The sequence below is a fragment of the Patescibacteria group bacterium genome, assembly GCA_041650995.1.
Taxonomy (GTDB): Bacteria; Patescibacteriota; Patescibacteriia; order XYB2-FULL-38-15; family XYB2-FULL-38-15; genus JAHIRI01.
Genome location: JBAZJZ010000001.1, coordinates 368,755 through 388,041 on the forward strand (window position 1 = coordinate 368,755; position 19,287 = coordinate 388,041).

25 protein-coding genes and 1 other annotated feature are annotated in these 19,287 nt (G+C 41.8%); of the genes, 5 read left to right on the plus strand and 20 right to left on the minus strand.

The annotated features are described in order from the left end of the window. Positions 1 to 17: 17 nt before the first annotated feature. A complete protein-coding gene (locus WC445_02100; GenBank protein ID MFA5128740.1) occupies positions 18 to 701 on the minus strand; it encodes a hypothetical protein in 684 nt (227 codons plus the stop codon). Positions 702 to 790: 89 nt separating this feature from the next. Here WC445_02100 and WC445_02105 point away from each other — a divergent pair, with 89 nt between their 5' ends. Further along, complete coding sequence (locus tag WC445_02105; protein MFA5128741.1) at positions 791 to 3,145, plus strand: hypothetical protein; 2,355 nt, start codon at positions 791 to 793, stop codon at positions 3,143 to 3,145. Between the two features lie 118 nt (positions 3,146 to 3,263). Here WC445_02105 and rplL read toward each other — a convergent pair whose 3' ends face one another. The 12 genes from rplL to WC445_02165 all read right to left on the minus strand — a co-directional run bounded on the left by rplL (position 3,264) and on the right by WC445_02165 (position 10,834). Continuing rightward, the gene (gene rplL, locus WC445_02110; GenBank protein ID MFA5128742.1) at positions 3,264 to 3,671 is read right to left on the minus strand and encodes a 50S ribosomal protein L7/L12; all 408 of its coding nucleotides are present in this window, start codon (positions 3,669 to 3,671) and stop codon (positions 3,264 to 3,266) included. A 36-nt stretch (positions 3,672 to 3,707) separates the two neighbouring features. Then, a complete protein-coding gene (gene rplJ / locus WC445_02115; protein ID MFA5128743.1) occupies positions 3,708 to 4,235 on the minus strand; it encodes a 50S ribosomal protein L10 in 528 nt (175 codons plus the stop codon). 13 nt (positions 4,236 to 4,248) lie between these two features. Next, positions 4,249 to 4,383 (minus strand) — a sequence feature (ribosomal protein L10 leader region). Between the two features lie 117 nt (positions 4,384 to 4,500). After that, positions 4,501 to 5,166: a hypothetical protein gene (locus WC445_02120; GenBank protein MFA5128744.1), complete on the minus strand. Its 666-nt coding sequence runs from the start codon at positions 5,164 to 5,166 to the stop codon at positions 4,501 to 4,503. A 119-nt stretch (positions 5,167 to 5,285) separates the two neighbouring features. Then, entirely contained in the window at positions 5,286 to 5,963 is a 678-nt protein-coding gene (gene pyrH / locus WC445_02125; GenBank protein ID MFA5128745.1) for a UMP kinase, read from the minus strand. Between the two features lie 4 nt (positions 5,964 to 5,967). Further along, positions 5,968 to 6,102, minus strand: coding sequence for a hypothetical protein (locus WC445_02130; protein ID MFA5128746.1), 135 nt, complete (start codon positions 6,100 to 6,102; stop codon positions 5,968 to 5,970). Positions 6,103 to 6,225: 123 nt separating this feature from the next. Further along, a complete protein-coding gene (locus WC445_02135; GenBank protein MFA5128747.1) occupies positions 6,226 to 6,819 on the minus strand; it encodes a GerMN domain-containing protein in 594 nt (197 codons plus the stop codon). A gap of 85 nt (positions 6,820 to 6,904) precedes the next feature. Continuing rightward, on the minus strand, positions 6,905 to 8,812 hold the full coding sequence (locus WC445_02140) for a DUF2207 domain-containing protein (protein ID MFA5128748.1): 1,908 nt from the start codon (positions 8,810 to 8,812) through the stop codon (positions 6,905 to 6,907). 42 nt (positions 8,813 to 8,854) lie between these two features. Beyond that, positions 8,855 to 9,229, minus strand: a complete 375-nt coding sequence (locus WC445_02145; protein ID MFA5128749.1) for a hypothetical protein — start codon at positions 9,227 to 9,229, stop codon at positions 8,855 to 8,857. A gap of 177 nt (positions 9,230 to 9,406) precedes the next feature. Next, on the minus strand, positions 9,407 to 9,733 hold the full coding sequence (locus WC445_02150) for a hypothetical protein (GenBank protein MFA5128750.1): 327 nt from the start codon (positions 9,731 to 9,733) through the stop codon (positions 9,407 to 9,409). A gap of 2 nt (positions 9,734 to 9,735) precedes the next feature. Then, positions 9,736 to 9,945: a hypothetical protein gene (locus WC445_02155; protein MFA5128751.1), complete on the minus strand. Its 210-nt coding sequence runs from the start codon at positions 9,943 to 9,945 to the stop codon at positions 9,736 to 9,738. Between the two features lie 30 nt (positions 9,946 to 9,975). Then, complete coding sequence (locus WC445_02160; GenBank protein MFA5128752.1) at positions 9,976 to 10,476, minus strand: hypothetical protein; 501 nt, start codon at positions 10,474 to 10,476, stop codon at positions 9,976 to 9,978. Positions 10,477 to 10,498: 22 nt separating this feature from the next. Then, a complete protein-coding gene (locus WC445_02165; protein ID MFA5128753.1) occupies positions 10,499 to 10,834 on the minus strand; it encodes a phage holin family protein in 336 nt (111 codons plus the stop codon). 133 nt (positions 10,835 to 10,967) lie between these two features. Here WC445_02165 and WC445_02170 point away from each other — a divergent pair, with 133 nt between their 5' ends. Together WC445_02170 and WC445_02175 are read left to right on the plus strand one after the other, a co-directional pair. Continuing rightward, positions 10,968 to 11,537: an RNA polymerase sigma factor gene (locus tag WC445_02170; protein ID MFA5128754.1), complete on the plus strand. Its 570-nt coding sequence runs from the start codon at positions 10,968 to 10,970 to the stop codon at positions 11,535 to 11,537. 5 nt (positions 11,538 to 11,542) lie between these two features. After that, entirely contained in the window at positions 11,543 to 13,411 is a 1,869-nt protein-coding gene (locus WC445_02175; protein ID MFA5128755.1) for a FecR domain-containing protein, read from the plus strand. Between the two features lie 60 nt (positions 13,412 to 13,471). Here WC445_02175 and WC445_02180 read toward each other — a convergent pair whose 3' ends face one another. Both WC445_02180 and WC445_02185 read right to left on the minus strand, forming a co-directional pair. After that, positions 13,472 to 13,744 carry a DUF5661 family protein gene (locus tag WC445_02180; protein ID MFA5128756.1) on the minus strand — a complete coding sequence of 91 codons (273 nt, stop codon included), beginning with the start codon at positions 13,742 to 13,744 and terminating at the stop codon, positions 13,472 to 13,474. A 1-nt stretch (position 13,745) separates the two neighbouring features. Continuing rightward, a complete protein-coding gene (locus WC445_02185; protein ID MFA5128757.1) occupies positions 13,746 to 14,396 on the minus strand; it encodes an SdpI family protein in 651 nt (216 codons plus the stop codon). A 107-nt stretch (positions 14,397 to 14,503) separates the two neighbouring features. Between WC445_02185 and WC445_02190 the strand changes: the two genes are divergently transcribed. Beyond that, entirely contained in the window at positions 14,504 to 14,947 is a 444-nt protein-coding gene (locus WC445_02190; GenBank protein ID MFA5128758.1) for a hypothetical protein, read from the plus strand. Between the two features lie 121 nt (positions 14,948 to 15,068). After that, positions 15,069 to 15,542: a hypothetical protein gene (locus tag WC445_02195; protein MFA5128759.1), complete on the plus strand. Its 474-nt coding sequence runs from the start codon at positions 15,069 to 15,071 to the stop codon at positions 15,540 to 15,542. Positions 15,543 to 15,605: 63 nt separating this feature from the next. Here WC445_02195 and WC445_02200 read toward each other — a convergent pair whose 3' ends face one another. The 5 genes from WC445_02200 to mltG form a co-directional block, all read right to left on the minus strand. Further along, a complete protein-coding gene (locus WC445_02200) occupies positions 15,606 to 16,013 on the minus strand; it encodes a hypothetical protein (protein MFA5128760.1) in 408 nt (135 codons plus the stop codon). Between the two features lie 63 nt (positions 16,014 to 16,076). Beyond that, the gene (locus WC445_02205; protein ID MFA5128761.1) at positions 16,077 to 17,492 is read right to left on the minus strand and encodes a hypothetical protein; all 1,416 of its coding nucleotides are present in this window, start codon (positions 17,490 to 17,492) and stop codon (positions 16,077 to 16,079) included. Positions 17,493 to 17,504: 12 nt separating this feature from the next. After that, a complete protein-coding gene (locus WC445_02210) occupies positions 17,505 to 17,723 on the minus strand; it encodes a hypothetical protein (protein MFA5128762.1) in 219 nt (72 codons plus the stop codon). Between the two features lie 48 nt (positions 17,724 to 17,771). Then, positions 17,772 to 18,098 carry a hypothetical protein gene (locus tag WC445_02215; GenBank protein MFA5128763.1) on the minus strand — a complete coding sequence of 109 codons (327 nt, stop codon included), beginning with the start codon at positions 18,096 to 18,098 and terminating at the stop codon, positions 17,772 to 17,774. Positions 18,099 to 18,223: 125 nt separating this feature from the next. After that, positions 18,224 to 19,249, minus strand: coding sequence for an endolytic transglycosylase MltG (mltG, locus tag WC445_02220; protein MFA5128764.1), 1,026 nt, complete (start codon positions 19,247 to 19,249; stop codon positions 18,224 to 18,226). Positions 19,250 to 19,287: the final 38 nt, after the last annotated feature.

A 19,287-nucleotide genomic window follows, 5' to 3' on the forward strand; every position in this document is an offset into this window, starting at 1 on the left:
ACGTTCGCGCGGTAAAATTATTTCACTCCTAAATTATTTACCATCACGATTTTTTTACCTTCTAAAATATTATATAAAAACTTGTCCGTAATATCTTTGCGATATTTAAATTCCTGGCGGCTCATCAGGGTATAATTAATTTCCCGACCAAAATCTTTTTCGAAACCTTTAATTAAGCAAGCCACCTTCCGCCGATTAAACCGGCCCACCAAAAGCAAGTCCACGGAAATACCTGGCATGCCGACAAACTGACCGGCTAAAACCAAATAATCCACGCTCCCGGCACGGCTAACGGCTTTAACAAAATTCTTTTCCAACAAAAAATCCGCTTTTAAGAGTAATGCTTTAAGTTCCGGAAATAAAATAAAACCGCTGTTTGCCTGAAAAAATTTCTTTACGACGTCCTTATTTTTAACTTTTTTAAATTTTCCGGAAAATTTTTTTTGACTATCGACTTTGGGAACCAGATAACTTTCCTTCGGGGCTTCCACCTCTAAAATTATTCCCAAATCTTTTAAATTTAAAAGCTCTCGACGGACGGAATTAATTTGAGAATTGATCGCTCTCGCGATTTCTCTCACGAAAAACATCTTCTCCGCGCTGTTCAAAAATAACTTTAATAATTTGACCCTGGTCTTTGAACCAAATAGTTGTTCAAGGCCGGAACTGCGGCTGTTTTGATGTCTTTTTTTAGTCGCCATAGATTACCCCTATAATCTTTACTTTAATCCTAAAAAACATTATACTTATTATAATACATAAAAGCCAAAAAGAAAAGCCATTAAACCAAATGTCTAGAATTGAATATAGCCAATTAATCACTGACTCTGGAAACGGAAAGTCCATTTCCAAGAGTTTTGTTTTTGATTTGCCTGAAAAAGAAGAAGCTGCGTTAGATAAGCCGGAGACGGCCGCGCCAAGGCGGGCTTCCGGCCAAATTTTCGGCATGATTGAAATTGAAGCGCCGTCGAGCAAAAAATCATTATCTTTTCTCGATGTTTTAATCAGCGAAATCAAGGAGGCCGCGGCGGGAAGTTTTGGAAAACCGGGACAAAAAACGCCCGAGGAAATTTTTGAAAATTTTATCCAAAAAACAAACTACCGTTATCTGGAGTTGGTAAGCAATAAATCTTCGGCCGCTTTTCTTGATGAAGAGACGGACGGCTTGCCGAAAATAAATGCCATACTCTCCTTTTTAGATGAAAAAAATCTTCATCTCGCGGGCCGGGGAAAAATGCTACCATTTTTAATTTATGAAGTAAAGCAGGGAAATTTCCGAATCATGGACATCACGGAAACCGCCACGGGCAAAGAAGCGCGATCAAGCAAACTTAGCCTCTTCACCAATATTGTCAGCGGAAAAATCGGCGCGAATGATTATCTCTTTTTTACAACTGAGAGTATCTTGGATTATTTTTCTTTAGAAAAAATTTGTAAAACCGTTTCCGCGGCAACTCCGGAAGCGGCGAAAGAAACCTTAAAAAATTTGCTCGGAGAAACAGCTAACCCCGGAACATCTTTTGCTTTCATGGTTATAAAACTCCGGACAGAACTTCCGGTAATAAAAGCAACTTTATCCCCCGCCCCGGCCGCGAGCTCCGACAACAGGGAAACGACTTCTCCGCAAAATTCTATGGATGGCTTGCTCAAAACCGCAGCCGACACGGAAAAAATGTTAACTCCGTCACTTGGTTTAAATATCGGCGGCGGATTTTTCTCATTCCTCGGCGGCCTGAAAAATATTTTTAGAAAAAATGAAATAAAATCTAACGCCCGGCTTGAATATTATTCTTCCCAGTTCCATCCCCCAACAAGCATCAATAAATTTTTTAGATCAATTTCTCTCATTCTTTTGGCAATCCTTCGCATTCCTTACTTTTTGATCAGAATAATTTTTTCATTTCTCTTCAATCTCCTTAAAATTATTTTCTATTCAATCACAAACTGGAAGGGGCAAAGGAAGACGGCCTTTGCAAACGCCGCCGAAAGTTTCCAAAAAAGCTGGTCAGCTATTTTACCCAAAACAGAAAAACTTCCCAAACTTTCCAAAACCCTTCTGGTTTTTGCCGTAATTTGCGTCACTCTTTTTGTCGGCAGCACCGCTTTTCTTTATTTTAAATATCAAAAAGATGTTGCCACAAAGGCGCTTCAAGAAAAAGTTGAGGTTGTCCAAAATAAAAAAAGTTCTGCCGAAGCCAGCTTAATTTACAACGACGAAACTGGAGCGAGAACTGTCTTAACTGAAATCGACGCGCTTTTATCCGCTTTTCCACAAAAAACAAAAGATGAAAAAAAGGCCTACCAAAATCTCCTCGCGGAAACAGAAAAACTTCGAGAAAAATTAAGGCATGTCGAAAAAATTGAAAATCCCGTTGCGGTAGCTAATTTCCCGAGTTTTAATCCCGACGCGGCAGTGGAGAATTTTATCGTCACTAATAATAATATTTATGCTTTTGATCGCTCAGCTTCGGTTATTTACAAAATAAATTTACAAAATAATGAAGTAGCGAATAAAAGCGTTTCCGGTCTTAATTTCCAGATCGTTTTTATGGAAAAAGATGATTCGGCTTTTCTTTATGAATCGGGGGAAAAATTCTTTAAACTTGACTTGAAAGAAGATATTTTAAAAGAGCTTGAAGTGGTAATGGCAAGCAATGAAACAGAAATCCAAGATCTCGCGGTTTATAACCAAAAACTTTATGTTTTGGATCCGCGCGACGGACAAATTTTCAAACATTTAGCGACCCCGACGGGATTTGGCGGCGGCACAAACTGGCTTCGCGAAACAGTAGATATTAGCAAAGCTAAAAGCCTAGCCATCGACGGCGCTATTTATCTTGGAACGACAGACGGAAAAATTTTAGAATTTGCCAACGGCCAACAAACAGAATTTTCAGTTGAAGTTGATCCTACTCTTTCTTCTGAAATAAAAATCTGGACTTCGACCGAATCTTCATTCCTCTATGTTTTAGAGCCGCAAGCTAAACGTCTTATTGTTTTGGACAAACAAGGAAAATTGATCATCCAATATTTTTCAGAAAAATTTGATAATTTAAAAAATTTAGCAGTCAGAGAAAAAGAAAAGAAAATCTATTTGCTTTCCGGCGATTTTGTTTACGAAATTACCGCTACTCATTTGCAATAAATAAATGGTATAAAAAAACACCCGCCGATTGGGCGGGTGTTTTTAATTATCAAGCGAGCGAGGGAAATGAAATTATATTTCATTTCCGAGCGAGCGCAGATAACACGAAGTCTTTTTGTTACTTTAAGGTAACTTTGGCGCCAGCGGTTTCTAATTTCTTTTTCATCTCTTCCGCTTCGGCTTTGCCTACGCCTTCTTTCACGACTTTCGGTGCGCCATCAACCAAGTCTTTCGCGTCTTTCAAACCCATCTGGGTCAATTCGCGAACCGCTTTAATCACGCCGATTTTATTGGCGCCGGAATCAGTCAATTCCACGTTGAAAACGGTTTGTTCTTCAGCCGGGGCTGCTCCCGCGGCTGGGGCTCCTGCGGCCACGGCCATTACTGGCGCAGCGGCGGAAACTCCAAACTTCTCTTCCAAAACTTTTACCAGTTCGGCTAAATCCAAAACTGATAATTTCTCAATCTGCTCGACAAGCGCCTTAAATTTTTCCGGCACTTGCACTTCTTTTGTTTCATCTGCCATATAATTTTTTAAATTATTATTTAATTAAATTATTTTTTAAGCCGTTTTTTTCTCGGACGCTGCTTTCAAGACTTGGACCAAACCGCGTAAATTTCCCGCCAAAACATTTACAAATCCGGAAACCGGTGAATTGATGCTACCGACTAATTTTGCCAAAAGTTCCTGTTTGCCCGGAATATTGGCAAGTTCCATAACTTTAGCGGCGTCAATAAATTTATTTTCCAATGTTCCGCCGATAATTTTTAACGCTTCATGAGTTGCCCCAAATTGGTTCAAAACTTTTGCCGGCATCACTTCGTCTTCAAAACCAAAAACTACGGCAATATTGCCATCAAAACTTTTTGGATCAACTCCTTCTTGACCGGTTTTTTCCACGGCAAGCTTCAAAAGTGTTTTTTTCGCGACCTCGTATTCAATTTTTTCTTTACGCAAAATATTCCGAAGGGCAGTCACGTCTTTGACATTTAATCCTTGAAAATTAACAAAAACCGCGGCTTTACTTTTTTTAAAATTGTCTTCCAGCTCCGCGAGAGTTTGTTTCTTTTGTTCTTTAGTTTTAGGCATATTGATAAGAAATTATATAAATAAAAAACTGTGGGATTACCACAGAACACGAATGAAAAACCGAAAAATCACGGTTTTTACCTCGGCAGGAAATTAAGCCCCGCCTAAGCGGGACGCCTGCTGTCTTTGGTAATTTATTTATACTACAACATCCCCCAAAACCTGTCAAGTTTAATTTGTCCACAGGACTTTCTAATAAAAAAGCCCGCCATCCAGAGTGAATGACGGGCAGAGACGGGCGTCCTAGACCGAGCGAATCCCGAGCCTAGAACTTCCGGCAGGAGGCCGAACCGTGATTCGGAAGAGCGCTACCGCCCCAGCGCCAATCAAGCACGGTCCGACCGCTGATCACACGAAGACAGGCCACATCCTCGCGCTGCTTACGACGAACGGAACCCGGCAGGTCCATGACGTGGCCGTCGCGGCGCGTGGTGTCGCTCACAACCTCGGGGTACTGGATGTAGGCCGAAACGGCTTCGAGCACCGTGAGGCCGAGTTCGTTCTTTGCGAAGTTGTGGCGACAGTCGACCACCGAACGGTTCCGGTTTTGACGGCCATCCTGCATCCGAATCCAAAAGGGAACTTCTGGATTACTGTGCAGAGCGTTCCACAATTCGAAGGTTTTGTCGCTGCCGTCGAAGTCGATGTTGCCGCAAGCGCAGAGCCTCTTGAGCGGCAGCCGCGACTCCACGAGCACGAGGAGCGGAAAATCCTTGTCCGGAAGACGAAGCTGCGGAGGAATCTTGGGAATGGTCGCGAGGTACTTCTCGAAACTCGGAAAATCGAGCTCATGGCCGATGCCCGGCTCGCTGTTTCTCAAACGCGCCGTCTGGATCTCGTGCAGTTGGGCCACGTGGCCAAGATCGAAAAGGTCTCCCATCTTTTTTCTCCTTCCATCCCGCGGCAGTTCCGGAGACAGCGCTTTGGCCATAACCGGAATAAACCGAAGGACAGCTCGTCGCCGAACCCATTCCGGCGAACATTTTATTATTGTCTGTTTAAACAAAAAAGTCAAGCGTCTTGGCGCTCGGCTTTCACAAAAAATTAAATTTATTTTATCACGCTTCCCTTAAACTTTTCTCCCTTTAAAAATTTTCTAAAGTTATCTAAATGATTTGCTTTCATAATTACAACTTCCATTCCCCATTTTTCCGCAAAACGCGAAGCAATTGGATCAAACGGCGCGTGCATGCGCGGAATCCATTTACTCCCGACCATTTTCCTGTACTCTGCCCATTTTAGATTTTTGATAGGCCTGGCGTTTTTAAACTTTTTAGGATTTTTATCATAAACGTAATCCGTATTGGTTAAATTTATTACTTGTTTCGCACCAAAATTTTTTGCCCACAAAATCGCGTCTTTGTCTGACGAACACCCCGGCAACCAGCCAGAAGCAATTATTATTTTTTTATTAGTTTTAATTTTCTCTGTCGGATTAATAGCCACTTTTTCATACGCGGCCTCGCTAAAAATCACCCTCACTAACTCTGCGTTCAATTTTGTCGCGGCAATACCAAGCCAATCTAAATCAACGTTTTTAATCTTTGCTAATTTTTTCGCCGCCGCGTTATATTTTTTATTTGTCCCTCCTCCGCCGGCCACTATTACCGCCCGCCCGCCATTTTTAATAAAATCCAAAATCGCCCGACGAAAATTTTTTAAAAAAATCGTGTCCACTTCGTCTGGCACGATAACTGATCCGCCGAGAGAAACTATTAATGTTTTCATTTATTTATTTTGTGAATTGTTTATAAAGTTCCTCAAATAATCTTTTTTGTTCTGTCGGATCATAACCCTCCCGACGTATGCGGGCTTTCTCCCCACGAATAAATTTTTTAACACTGCGGCTAAATTTTCTTTTTGACATAAATTTTGTCTCTCTTTGCACGCTCGGCCGACATTACTTTAAAAGGCGACGGCGTACGGTATCGCGTTTTTCCCTTTCCACAACGTGCACACGAATATTTTTTCATCTTCTTACAAATAATTTTTAGAGCGCGTTCTCCACGCCGCCCACAGTAATGATTGCGCCACCAACTTTAGGAAATTGTTTCGCGGTTTGGGAAAGTTGCGCTCGAAACATTTGAGCCCGACAATTATCCGCGGCTAAAACAAATATCTCTGGAGAAAAATCAACATAAGCCATGCCAATCATAATCTTTACGCTATGGATTTTTATCTCGTCTCCAATGTACGGCGCCTGGCCCGTTTCCCCTTTCTTTTGTTCGCGATAATTTATCATTTCTTCTTTGCTCGGTATGGCTGAATAATATCCTTGTTCTATCTCGGTAGCACTTGGACCAAATAAAATTTCTTCAAATGCCCTACGTTTCACAATAAGATCGTTCGGGACAGTCCGCTCTATCGGAAAAACTGCCTTGCAATCGGCCTGATTTTGATTTAAATTTTTATTCCCAAAAAATATTTTTACAGTCGTCTCTTTTGCTTCAACTTTTTTTGCTTCCTGAACCGCGTCTTTTAAATCAGCGCTCGCCTCTTTCATTCCCCCAATATAACCAAAAAGCATCGCTGCAGCAGCAATTAGCAAAATAATACTAGCAAATATTAAGAGCTTCTTTTTCATAAAATTTTATTTTTTCTAGCTCTACAATAATTTTAACCTCAAATCCGACTTTGAGCAACAGCTCGCAAATAAAGCTAACCGACTTTTATCCGGCGCTTGATCCGCCGCCGCCTCCGCCGCCGGCTCCCCCACCTCCGCCAAAACCGGACGAGCTAGAAGGATTACTATAATTCACAGCTGCGCCAACGCTTGTTTTCATTCCTGAAATAGAGTTAACAAAAATAACACTATTAAATCCGCTAAGCGGCGTCGAACTTTCGTACCAATCTGGCTGCGCTTTATAAATATCAGCAAACCTCTCCGCCCATTTTCCTTCCACACCAAAAACCATGGCATAAGATAAATATTTTTCAAAAGTTTCCGGCGTGCAAGCCCCGAGCCGGAATCTTTCCGCCACTTGCAAATATTCCTTGAAGCCGAGTGCGTGCCATTTTGCTTCAATCCCCTTTTCCGTGAGCGGCGGGGGTTTAATAATTAAATAAATAACCCACAAACCCAATGAAATTAAAATCGCGGCTAAAATAGAAAATGAAAAATTTGGGAGTAAGGCCGTGACTATGGGAATAAAAATAGCGGCCACGGCAAGTGCCACAATAAAACTTGTCTCACGAGCAATCGGCATGGATCTGAAATATTCTTTTTCTTTAACTAATTTTTCTAAAATTTCTTTTGGTAATTTAGTAATCGTCCCCCTAAACGATGATTTTGTTTTTAAGTCGCCGAGCTCAATTGTTTCGGCCGTTCCAAAAATCGCTTTTAAAAAATCTGCTTCATAATCGGAAAGACTGGAGTCACTCGAAAATTCTTTTTTCTTCACGAGCGAATATTTTTTACTTTTTATCCATAAAGTTTTTTCTTCTCGTTCAACAATTTTTAAATAACCGCGGTAAGCCAAATCAATAAGCGTAGCCGTAAAATCTTTAGAACGAACGCTGTTGTAAACAAGTCCGCCCATTTCGGCCGGCAATAATTTCGCTGGCGGATCGTATTGGGCAATAATTGTCTTTTTTAGTTTTGGCGCGTTTTTATATTTCTTAAAAAGAAAAATGCCAAATAAAATCGGGAGGAGATAACTTAATTTATCTAAAACATAAAACCAGGTTGTCTTTTCCAGTTTAAAATCTGATGTTACAACTTTTCCCGTTTCCATCTTCACCATTTTTTCGCCATCACCTTCGGGTTCAAAGCCAAATTTTTCCACGGAAATTTTATGTTCACCAAGAGAAATCTCATAGTTTTCTTCAAGCACAGCCGGCGTGCGAAGACCGGTTTTCTGTCCGTCTAAAATTACTTCCGCGCCCGCAGGATCGGAATTGATTTTTAAAACACCGGCGGAAAAAACAATTCCTTTTGGCCAGCCGGCGACAATTGTAAAATTTTCGTAGGGAAGAATGTTATTTCCAAAAAATTTAAAAGTTTTACCGTCAACAATTTGATATGTTCCGGAAAATTCGCGACTACCAGCCGCTCCGGTGTAAAGCGCCTGCTTTAGAGCGCTGATATTAGACGCTTCGGGCAAGTGAACCGTGACTTCTACTTCCCCAATCGCCACATCCCGATTTTCAGAAACTGCGTTCCAATAAAGTTCATCATAATCTTCAAAATATCCAAGCCCACCGGACACCCTATATTCAAAAATTCGCGTCATCGAGGTATCCGTTAAATCAAAACTTAATTTAATATTAACCTGATTTATATCTTCGGTAATTTCCACTTCTGGTGGAACAATTTCTTGGCCATTTTCATCAAAAACTTTTATATCACTTATCGCCCGCACCCTATTTTTAGGAATAAATCTTTGTGTCCAATGAAAATTTCCATGAAAATTAAAAATCTGCGTTTCGCGGACTATAAAAGTGCTATCTTCATTTACATTTATGTCTACCGACCACTTTTCAAAATCCCACCATTTTTCTTCTTGGGCTGAAACTTGACTACCGGAAAATAAAAAAACTGCCAGAGCTACCGCAAGAAAAAATATTTTTTTAAACATAAAATTAAATTAAAATTACTTCTTATAATTATACTAAATTTTTTACCAAAATACCATTGTGCCAGCTCTTGACAAAATAAAAAAACAATGCCAAGATGAGGCGAGGAAAAGGAGGTATTTTATGGCCCAATCAGCGCGACCGGAGACTCCCAGACTGTATCGCCTCACGATTCGCCGCCCATCATCCGATCCAAAGACGCCAGAACTCATGGACATCGTCAGCGAAGCGTTTCTGTTCACCAAGCCGGACGGATTCCCCATGACCGAAGCCATCGCCAAACAGAGAGCCACGAGAGTCCAGGAAACACTGCCGCCGGGCTGGGAAGCCAAGGTCACGGAAGAGCCCTTCCTTGTCACGCATGGCACGCCGGCAATCGTCGGCACCTGCCGACGCGCGACTTGCCAGAATTTCGGCATTGGGGCTCCAAATCGCTTCCGCTGCCCCGAGTGCGGCGAGCTGACCGCGATCGAGATGGTCGCAACCGTAGAGTAGCGACTTCACCCGAACCGATTGACTGAGTTTAGGATAACTCTCCATCGGCTCGGGTATTTTTTATAAAAAATTCGAACCTTTAAAAATCCGAATTTTTAAATTTATTTATTTTTTAACTCTTCTAAAATCTCCGGGGGGATAGGAATCTCTTTCACCGGACTAATCCCCGGATATCGCCAGGCGGCAATAATTTTTTTCTGTCCGTCTTTTTCCTTCTGCCACATTACCCAAATTTCCGTTTGTCTTTTGCCTTTTCCAACTTTTTGCATCATGGCCACTGTTCCCGGCGCAATCCCCTCTTCTGTCCGATCCGGAGCGCGAAAAATCTTTTTCACCCTGCTCGACGCGAGGCCGTAAAAAAACATTTTAGCAATCGCGTGTTTAGTCCAAAAAAATTCCTTAGTTTCTTTGAACTTGGTCTCGTCCATACTTAAACCTTTTTCTCTTTAAGATAATCATCCCATCTCACCTCAAGTGCTTCAGTGATCGCTTTTATATCCTCTTCTGGTGAAATTTTACCAAACTCGGTAAGTTCACCAATCACAGCCTCGGCTTCTTCAATAAAGGCTTCACGACTTTCAGGTACAACATAATCAAAGCGCGCAAGCAATTCTTCCCAAATTGAATCTATGTCGGGCATAATTAGATATTAAATTTAAAATTTTATAATTTACGGCACTGCAGTAAAACGGAAAGTGGAAATTATAAATTCCCATTCTTCAATCACGTCTGGATCCCCCAAATCTGAATTATAATCAACTGTCACCCAATCTCTACCGTTTGGATGTTCCACGATGTAGGCCGGATCTCTTCCATAAGTTGCGCGAAATTCTCCCTCTGTATCCCAGGTTTCAATCTGAGCCCGGTAAGACTGCGTGCCAGGGACCGCTTCAATAAAATGAATTAAGGCATGCGGCCAGCCGTAAGTGTCAGAAATTGTTTTGTATTTCGCTGGATATTTCATTTCAATTGCCCATGGAACATCTCTATATATTTTCCAACCAGTGGTCGGGTCCGCGGCCGCGTTAACGTTTTCAGCCGACACCTCTTCGTTGACATTTGCCGACGGCACGTTCGTTGCCTCTTCCCTTTCAGCCGGAAACCAAGCGCACCCCGCCCCGAGAAGAGTCATTGTCGCCAAAATTGAAACTCCCAAAATAAATTTTTTCATAATTTTATTATTTAATTACTAATTATTTTGTTAGCGCGTTTGTAATCCACCCGACCACCCATAAAACCAGAGCTCCCAAAAACGCGGCGGCGAAATTTCTAACATCAAAACCTTTAACGATTGAAGCGACAAACCATAACATCAACGCATTAATTACTAACGTAAAAAGTCCGAGGGTTAGAATATTTACCGGCAAGGTCAAAAGGATCAAGAGGGGCCTGATTACGGCATTGACAAGACCCAAAATGAGCGCCGCAATAAGGGCTGAATAAAAATTTTTCACGGAAATGCCCGGTACAATGTAGGTTAAAAGCATAATCGCCACGGCATAAATTAACCAACGAATAATAATGCCCATTCCCATAAATTTGTGATTTATTTATTAACTCCTTTTTAATTTTACCGCTATTGACTTTTGGCGTCAATAAATAAAAAATAGAGACAGATGAAATTTTTTCCGAATAAGCCCGTTTTAAGATAAAAGGAACCATATGGATTACGAATTAGAGCGACAATTAATCAAAAAAGCCAAGGAAAACGCTGCCGCTTTTGAGGAGCTATACAACCATTATCTCCCCAAAATCTACGGTTTTCTCCTAAATCGCACCGGCCAGAAAGAACTGGCCGAAGATTTGACGTCCGAAGTTTTTGCCAAAGCCCTGGCTAATATTTCTAAATTTAACGACCGAGGCGTTCCTTTTGCCGCCTGGCTTTTTAGAATTGCGCGAAATACTTTAATTGACTGGAGCCGCAAAAAGAAAGAGATTCTAACAGATGCCGTAGAAATATACGAACCAAAACCTGACCGCGCGGAAGTGGGAGCTGTATCCGGACTTATACAAGATGAAAAAAAAGTACTCCTCAGAAAAACCATGGGAAACCTTCCCGAAAAATACCAGACGGTTTTATCTTTAAAATTTTTTGAAGAGTTAAGTAATGACGAGATCGCGGATATCGTCGGTTGTCAAAAAAATGCCGTAGCTGTAAGAGTTCACCGCGCGCTTCGTTTAATGAAAAAACATCTGATCGGCAATCCTGAATTTTTAGAAATCAATTTTTAACAAACATGTTTCAATTTTTAAATAGAAAATCAAAAAAATTGATCACGGCCTGGGAAGAAAAAAAACCAGCCGAGCTTAATGCTGAAGAAAAAATGCTCTACGCCCTGGCAGAGAAAATCCAAAATGCGCGGCTCGCGCGGCCAGGAGAAATTTTTGTTTCCGAAACGGAAAAAAATCGCATCAGGGAAAATTTTTATCATAAATATTTTAATCTTGTCGGTTCCAAGGCAACTGCTCAAAATCTAATAAAGGAGCAGGCCAGAACCCAAGACGGAAGAAAGGAAAAACTTATGACTCTGCCCTTTAATTTAAAGCGAGCCACTCTCGCGTGGGCTGGTGCGGCCGTAGTAGTGGTCGCCTTGGCGCTCGGAATTTATTTCACTCGCGGCCCGGCCGGAACGGGTGGAATTTTTAACGGAGCTCTCGCGGCACATTTATCGATCGCTGACGGACAAGTTGAAACCTGGAATGGCAGTGACTGGCAAGAGGTTGCTGTCGGGGCCACCTTATCCGGTCAGTCGCAGCTTAGAACGGGTGAAAACAGCAAGGCAGTTTTAGAATTTGATGAAGGCAGCGCCCTACGGCTCGACGAAAACACTCACGTAATTTTAGAAGAAGTCAATAATAAAAATATTTCTGTCGCGCAAGTGGTCGGCGAAACTTATAGCCGCGTTAATAAAACTTCAGGCTTAACTTATAAAGTAAAATCCGGCGGCGCGGAAACAACGGCGCTTGGCACGGCTTTCGGCGTAGCCACGGAAAAATCAAACTGGGTTAAAAAGGGCGAGAAAAAAGTTATCGTTAAGGTGGTGGAAAGTAAAGTAAAAGTAAAAATTATAAAAAATGACGAAACCCTGGAAAAAGAAGTCAGTGAGGGCGAAGAATTAATTGTTGATATGACAAAACCGATTGAAGACACTGCAAAAAAAGTTCCTCTGCCAAAAGAAGAAACTGCGCAAGACGGATTTTATGCCTGGAACCGCCAAGAGGATAGTGAAAAATCTTATCCTCTCGGAGTTTTATCCGATACCACAGCGCCAGAAATAAATATCTCTGAACCTTTAGACGGAATCACAACAGAGTTGGTTCGCGTCGCTGTACGCGGCACGACCGAGACCGGAGCAAAAGTTTTTGTGAATGGCACCTTGGCGGAAAACAAAGACGGATCATTTGAAAAAATTATTGATTTGAAAGTCGGCGCGAATACAGTTGAAGTAAAAGCAAAAGATGACTCGGGAAACGCTACCACCAAAAAAATTACTGTCACAAGAAAAGGCGAAGCAGTCCAAGCCTCCCCTCTTTATCTCAAGGGTTGGGCTGATTCTGACGGCGTGCATCTTTCTTGGTCGCTTTCGGGAATTACCGCGCCAAAAGGATTTAAACTGGTAAAATCGCTCACGGCTTACCCGACTTATCCTGGCAACTCGGCGGTTTACCTAAATCCCGATGTCAGAAGCTATCTCTGGCAAATCAATGATGGAAAAACCTGGCATTTCAGAGTCTGCGTTTATGAAGGCGGGGCTTGCGGCACATACAGTAATGATTTAAAAATCACTGCAAAATCAAGCAGCGCGACAAACAACGAAATTTACGGGACATTGTCTTTGACCGGCTGGATAAAAACAGGAAAAATTGTTGCTCTCTCTTGGGCACTTTCTGGAAATTCCCCGTACGGATATAAATTGGTGAAATCCACAGAACCAAATCCTGTTTATCCCGGAAATGAATATGTTTACCTCTCTTCACCGGACTTGAAAGGAAGTTATGTCTGGGACATGAAAGAAGCCGGCACATATCACTTCCGCGTTTGTGCTTATAATGGAGGCGGCGGATGCGTCTTCTATAGCAATGACTACTCTATAACAGTGCAATAAAAAAATAAAAACATAAAAACACGACCCCAGTACCCGGGTCGTGTTTTTATTTTAAAATCTTTATTCTACTTTTCCCCAAAATTCGTCTGCTTCCTTTTCCATTTTGTCCAATCTTGTGTAATAATCCGAAAATTCATTTAAATGGGCTAGGGCGATTTTTCCTGTCATAAGCGCGTCATCGTTCGTGACATTGGTGTGCAAATCACGCGCACCATGCTCCAATTCAACATCCATTCCTCTTCTAAACTGCTCGATATCAAATTTACTCCAATCGATGCCCAACTCTTCTCCGATTTTTTTCGCCTCATCGGCGGTAAAATTTTCTTTAGCCATACTATTTTTTCTCCTTTCTATACATTAAATAACTATAACCTATTGTGATAATCGTGGTGATAACCACACTACCAATTAAAACAATAAAACTTACCATGCTGCCAAAAAAAGCGGCGACCAAGCTCGCCACGCCGGCAAAAATAAATACCTTGCCGCCGAAATCGTGCGTCTTTTTCCAATTTTCGTCAGAAACGAGGGTCCACGGCGTCTTGATGCCAATAAAAAAATTTCTTTTAAGCTGCGGCAATATCCATCCAATAAAACATAAAAGCAGGGAAAAAGGAATCGCAAACATCAAGCTTCCCTGTGGCGGACTAAAACGTATTGAAGAATAAAGCAAAAATATTTCTAAATAAATAAAGAAGAACGCCAAGAAAATTTTAAAATATAAATACGGCTTGGCAAATTTTTCATAATTTTTCCGGAACGGATCAATCGCCGGCAAAAAAGACATTAAAAGATACGCCGCGAGAGCAATTGTCGGCATTAAAAATAAATTGATATATTTTGAACCCCAGCCATCAACTTCTCCTCTTATATTCCAGTGTGTCGGCACTCGATCGGGCATATTCGGTGCCATATAAATTCCCACCGCAAAAATCGTAATAATAAACAAAACCATTAACCAGTCTACTTTTCCCCAAAGTTTCATAAACTTTAATTATTATTTAAAGTATCTTTCTGAAATTATATCACAAAATCATGTTTGACAAAAATCAAATAATATTTTAAATTTAAAATCCGGAAAGGAGGGGAAAAATGGAAGACGGAACGATGCTGCTCGACAGGGAAAAGCGGAAAGCGGAAATTGGCGGACGCCTCCAAGAATACGAGCGGGAAAATCCCGAAATCTGGCGAGTCATCCTCAGGGTTTTCAGAGTAGAAACGACCTACTCCAAATATGATTTCCTGGAGGCAATGTGGTCATTGTTCGAAGGTCTGCGAATGGTCACAGAACTGCTCGGACAACTACCACTGATCCCGGCCGAGTCAGCCGAAAGGGTCTGGACCGAACTGCACGAAGCGCCTTCCGACGTGCTAAACAGCGAGGACTTCGACCGTTTTCGCTGCATCATCGAGTTTGGTTTCAGGACAGCGCTAAATGCAGTAGTCCGGTCACCTGACATCAAGAAGCGGACCGAACGCATCTTCGCCATGATTCTCCGGATGGTTCAAATCGAACTGGACCGAAAACCAGACTGAAAAGGGAGGAATAGCAAAGAGGCACCGACACGGCAAGCCTCTTTTTTTATTTTTTTATTTTACCCTTGACAAAAAATAAAAATTAAATTAAGATTCATTGTTCCCCGGAAAGGAGAATTCCATGGAAACCACGAGCGCCGACAAGCGCCAAAATCCCGTTCAAAATCAGTTTGAGCGTCTGGTCGCTGCCTTGCGGATGGAAGAATCCGCCGTGGCCGACTGGCTCGAGGAAACGCGGGACGACTTGGCCGGTATTTTCGGCGAGACGGAACTTGCCCTGGCCTGGGAAAACATCTCTTTTCTCTCCTACATCTGGGTGATGCTCGGCACGATCGAAAAGATGAGGGAGAAGGGCCGGTTGCCCACGATCACCGTCAACTCCTACCTACAAGCCACTCGCGAGTGGAACGACCGGGAAATCCGCGCTCAACTGGAGTGTGAGATCCTCAAGGCCATGCAGACGTTCCAACGCGAATCTTACGAAGACTTCGAAACTCTCCTCAGCGGTTCTCCTTCCGAGAACCAGAGGGCAGAAAGCTGTTGCCGCGGGAAGCTAGCAAAGCTCCTGCGTTTGGTCAGACTCTCTCAGCAGTAAGAAAGGAGGCAAAACGAAAAGCATCCCCGCTTCACGAGGATGCTTCTTTTTTTATTTTTAAATTTAAGCAGCTCTTTTTCCCAGGGCGTTCTTAATTCTTTCTCTGCGAATGTCTTCCTTTTCTTGCTCTTCACGCGACATTTCTTTTACTTTCAACATTCTCATCGCAGCACCATAAACCCCTTCTTCAAATTTTTCCGGAGTAAGTGTTCCCTCGTCAAGTTGCTTGAGCCAAAATTCTTTGATACTAAGAGTAGCCATTTCTAATCTCTTAGGATCCCCTCCTTCTCTATCCAAAACCGACTTCACAAAATCTTCTGGACTCATTACCCCAGCAAGCAAACTACCAACGTCAGTTTCTCTTTCCGCTGCGGCGGCAGCGCCTTCGTGTTTTTGTTCCATATTTTTTTCTCCTCCCATTTTTTCGTATTCCGCCGCGACTTCCGGCGGAACTTCACCTTCTCTAAACATATTCAAAAAATTAATTTCTTAACACTAAATAATAACATAAATTCCAAATTTTGGCAAGATCCCCTAGGCGGCCTTTGTTTTTTTAGCTTTAGGTTTCTTTTCTTCCGGCTCTGCTATTTTAAACGCCGCCTCAACCCTCGCCCTTCCCTTCTGCGCTCTTATCCTTTTCCCTTTTTCACGGAGACCTTCAATTTTCGTCTTGATGCGCTCTTCCCTGGCGCGGCTTGCTGCGGCGCCTTTTTCAAGCCATTCATCTCCAGCCGCCTCTGTTTTCCCAATTTTTTGCCATTTCTTTAACGCATTTAAATCAACATTTTTAAATATTGGTTCTCCGTCCTTATCCGTTTTGCCGAGAAGCATTGTTTCTTTATTTTTACCAAAATTCACAACCGCCCAACCGGAATCCAACTTACCTGAATCATCTACCACTACAACCTTATCGCCGATCTTAAAGCCAGAATCACCCAAAAATTCCTGCGCCGGTATTGCTTCAAGTTCTTCTTCCTCGACCGACGGCAATTCCCTTTTCGCTTTTTTTCTTTTAACAAGGGAAACTGGTTCAACTTTTGCTTTTTCCATTTCTTCTTCGGCCGATTCAATAACTTCCTCGGCCAAAACCTCAACCGGTTTAATTTTCTCTATGGAGGGAGGCAATTTTTCTTCGTGCTCTTTGTCTATTGCCTCAAATTCTTCACCTGGCGGGAGGTCAACCATTTTCATTTTTTCTTCTTTCACCTTAAACAAACTATCCCTTTCCGCCTTAATTACACTACGCGTTTCTTCCATCTTTTCTTGCTCGTCCTTGAGTTTATCCGATTTAAAAAACTTTCCACTTTTTAAACCCTGTTCAATCTCTTCGTGACGGACGTCTTGCGCCCGCATCTGATCTTCTAAAAATTTAATTCTCTTATCAACCTCTTTTAATGAAGCTTTTTCATACTTCGTTTTTATCTTTTCGGATATTTCCTCGAGCAACGGTTTTTGTTCAAGAATTTCTACATCTTCAATTAAACCCGTCTTCGCTGCTTCCGCTTCTTGTTCAATTGCTGCCTCTTCTGCTTTGGCTTCCGCAATGGTCGGCGCGGCCTCTTCCACGCTCGCACCGGCGCGCGCCGCGCTTTCTAAAATTTTTTTAGGAATTTCCTGCCCTTTAGCTTTTACGTCACTAACTTCTGTTTTGGCAGCGGCTTCAATATCCTCCGCGGTTTCCTTACTCGCCTCCCTTTCCGCCTCTTCTTTTTCCATTTTCTCTTCCTGCTCAAAATAATCATTCATTCTCTCCCAATATTTCCCAATGCCAAATTGATTGAAAAATCTAGAAACAGATCCTGGTTTTTTTAACTTTTTTTCCTTACGGACCGCTTCAAATTCCTTTTGCTCTTCCGCGCGAATCTCGCTCGGTTTTTCAGCTTCTGTTTTAGCCTCTGCTTTTTTATATTTTTCTAATGTTTCATCTGATTCAAATTCTCTGGGTGACATAATTTTAAAAAATTAATTTAAATTTAAATTTTTGCGTATTTTTTCTATCTGCTCTGCCTCTATCTTTTTTATTGCCTTTTCCAAAACCGCCCTCTGGCGGCGCGATAATTTAAACATAATATCAGAGAACTTTTTATAAGCCTCCTCTGCTTTTAAAATTTTCTCTCGTGTGGATAAATTTTTTCCTTCAGCCATACGCTTGTGGATAGATCTTTTTATATATTCTATCATATTTTTAAAAATGAGTAAAAAAATCCGGCAGATGAAATATCCGCCGAACTAGATTTTGGAAGGCCATTCCCGAAATTCGATCTCAACCCATCCTTCATCTCCGCCCACTCCGCCCTCAATTGGCTTAACTCGGAGATAAATTGGAGCATTGCCGCCAGCCTGAATATCCGCGCAAACAAGACGAACGAGACACCGCGTAGTAAGCTCCGGATCGACGAACAGCAAGTAATCCAACGGCGGTGCGAAACGGACAAGGGACAGGCGATTTACGAGGTGCGAAAAGGCGATCTCTATCGCCCGACGAATTTCGCAGTTGATTTCCGGAAACTCTCGCGCGAGAATTTTCCTGACTTGTCTTCCTGAAAGGCCGCCCATTTCCTTACCTCCTTTTTTAGAAATGATTCGGATGACCACCCCCTTAATCGGAAATTAACAAAAAAGACGACTTTTGTCAATAACCGTCGCCCTTTTGTTAAAAATTATTTTAGTTGTTGCCTTTGTTATTGTAAATATTTCGCCTTATTTTCTTTGTGTTCTTCAAAATTTATGCTATAAATTGTCTGACCATCTTTCGCGTGCAAAAAATACCAATAGTCGTTTGCCTTGGGATAAATTGCCGCCCGAATTGCTTCTAGCCCGGGATTTCCGATCGGCCCCGCGGGCAAACCGCGATATTTGTAAGTATTATGTGGCGAATCAATTTTTAAATCATCAAGGCTCGGCTGAGTTTCGTATTTTCCGGTTGCGTAATTTACCGTAGCATCGGACTGGAGGGCAATTCCTTCATCAATTCTCCGCCAAAATATATCAGCGACCATAGCCATATCTTCTCCCCTCGCCTCTTTTTCAATGATTGACGCCATCGTTAAAATTTCAAAAATATTTTTTTTCTGTTTAGCAATTTCCGCTCGGAGATCGGCCGATAATTTTTTATCAAAATTATCCAACATTTTTTTGATGATATGTTTAGCAACGGCAATTCCTTCATCCTCACCGTTTAAAAATTCTGCCGGAAATTCTCTATAAATCCTATATGTATCCGGGAATAAATATCCTTCAAGCGTCGCGCCAGCCGGCCGATCACTCAAAAATTCGTAATTCTTAATTCCTGATTCATAATTATCTGCTGTTGCCAAAAAAATATCTTTAGAAACCACGCCTTCTCGTTCTAAATAATTTGCGATTTCCGTGTTGTTCCAGCCCTCGAGAATCTTTATGTCGCGTTCGTTTGTTTCACCGGCAGAAGTTAAGACTGGAACAATTTCCCAAACCCTCATATTCTGCCGCAGTTTATGTTCGCCGGCCTTAAAATCGCTTTGAACTTTTTTTAACCAAACGTAAGTTTCAAAAACAAATTTATTTTTAATAAAATTTTGTTCTTTCAAATGTTGGCTTATTTCATTAACCCCCTCGCCCTTTTCAATAACAAAAATTTTTTCCGCGGTATCCTCGGATGGAGACACAAAAATAAACCAACTAAAAGTGACCAAAACAATAAGAATTACCAAAAAAACAATTTTTTTCATACCCCGTTAGAAGTCTGCCACTCCAGAGCAGAACTTTT

Excerpts from the sequence above, each read along its gene's own strand:
- WC445_02105 (MFA5128741.1), top strand. The coding sequence starts at position 791 with ATGTCTAGAATTGAATATAGCCAATTAATCACTGACTCTGGAAACGGA.
- WC445_02165 (MFA5128753.1), bottom strand. The coding sequence starts at position 10,834 with ATGGGCATTATTATTCGTTGGTTAATTTATGCCGTGGCGATTATGCTT.
- WC445_02120 (MFA5128744.1), bottom strand. The coding sequence starts at position 5,166 with ATGGCCAAAGCGCTGTCTCCGGAACTGCCGCGGGATGGAAGGAGAAAA.
- mltG (MFA5128764.1), bottom strand. The coding sequence starts at position 19,249 with ATGAAAAAAATTGTTTTTTTGGTAATTCTTATTGTTTTGGTCACTTTT.
- pyrH (MFA5128745.1), bottom strand. The coding sequence starts at position 5,963 with ATGAAAACATTAATAGTTTCTCTCGGCGGATCAGTTATCGTGCCAGAC.
- WC445_02155 (MFA5128751.1), bottom strand. The coding sequence starts at position 9,945 with ATGCCCGACATAGATTCAATTTGGGAAGAATTGCTTGCGCGCTTTGAT.
- WC445_02210 (MFA5128762.1), bottom strand. The coding sequence starts at position 17,723 with ATGATAGAATATATAAAAAGATCTATCCACAAGCGTATGGCTGAAGGA.
- WC445_02135 (MFA5128747.1), bottom strand. The coding sequence starts at position 6,819 with ATGAAAAAGAAGCTCTTAATATTTGCTAGTATTATTTTGCTAATTGCT.
- WC445_02140 (MFA5128748.1), bottom strand. The coding sequence starts at position 8,812 with ATGTTTAAAAAAATATTTTTTCTTGCGGTAGCTCTGGCAGTTTTTTTA.
- rplL (MFA5128742.1), bottom strand. The coding sequence starts at position 3,671 with ATGGCAGATGAAACAAAAGAAGTGCAAGTGCCGGAAAAATTTAAGGCG.
- WC445_02205 (MFA5128761.1), bottom strand. The coding sequence starts at position 17,492 with ATGTCACCCAGAGAATTTGAATCAGATGAAACATTAGAAAAATATAAA.
- WC445_02160 (MFA5128752.1), bottom strand. The coding sequence starts at position 10,476 with ATGAAAAAATTTATTTTGGGAGTTTCAATTTTGGCGACAATGACTCTT.
- WC445_02150 (MFA5128750.1), bottom strand. The coding sequence starts at position 9,733 with ATGGACGAGACCAAGTTCAAAGAAACTAAGGAATTTTTTTGGACTAAA.
- WC445_02175 (MFA5128755.1), top strand. The coding sequence starts at position 11,543 with ATGTTTCAATTTTTAAATAGAAAATCAAAAAAATTGATCACGGCCTGG.
- WC445_02100 (MFA5128740.1), bottom strand. The coding sequence starts at position 701 with ATGGCGACTAAAAAAAGACATCAAAACAGCCGCAGTTCCGGCCTTGAA.
- rplJ (MFA5128743.1), bottom strand. The coding sequence starts at position 4,235 with ATGCCTAAAACTAAAGAACAAAAGAAACAAACTCTCGCGGAGCTGGAA.
- WC445_02190 (MFA5128758.1), top strand. The coding sequence starts at position 14,504 with ATGGAAGACGGAACGATGCTGCTCGACAGGGAAAAGCGGAAAGCGGAA.
- WC445_02180 (MFA5128756.1), bottom strand. The coding sequence starts at position 13,744 with ATGGCTAAAGAAAATTTTACCGCCGATGAGGCGAAAAAAATCGGAGAA.
- WC445_02170 (MFA5128754.1), top strand. The coding sequence starts at position 10,968 with ATGGATTACGAATTAGAGCGACAATTAATCAAAAAAGCCAAGGAAAAC.
- WC445_02200 (MFA5128760.1), bottom strand. The coding sequence starts at position 16,013 with ATGTTTAGAGAAGGTGAAGTTCCGCCGGAAGTCGCGGCGGAATACGAA.
- WC445_02185 (MFA5128757.1), bottom strand. The coding sequence starts at position 14,396 with ATGAAACTTTGGGGAAAAGTAGACTGGTTAATGGTTTTGTTTATTATT.
- WC445_02195 (MFA5128759.1), top strand. The coding sequence starts at position 15,069 with ATGGAAACCACGAGCGCCGACAAGCGCCAAAATCCCGTTCAAAATCAG.
- WC445_02215 (MFA5128763.1), bottom strand. The coding sequence starts at position 18,098 with ATGGGCGGCCTTTCAGGAAGACAAGTCAGGAAAATTCTCGCGCGAGAG.
- WC445_02145 (MFA5128749.1), bottom strand. The coding sequence starts at position 9,229 with ATGCCGAAATTCTGGCAAGTCGCGCGTCGGCAGGTGCCGACGATTGCC.
- WC445_02130 (MFA5128746.1), bottom strand. The coding sequence starts at position 6,102 with ATGTCAAAAAGAAAATTTAGCCGCAGTGTTAAAAAATTTATTCGTGGG.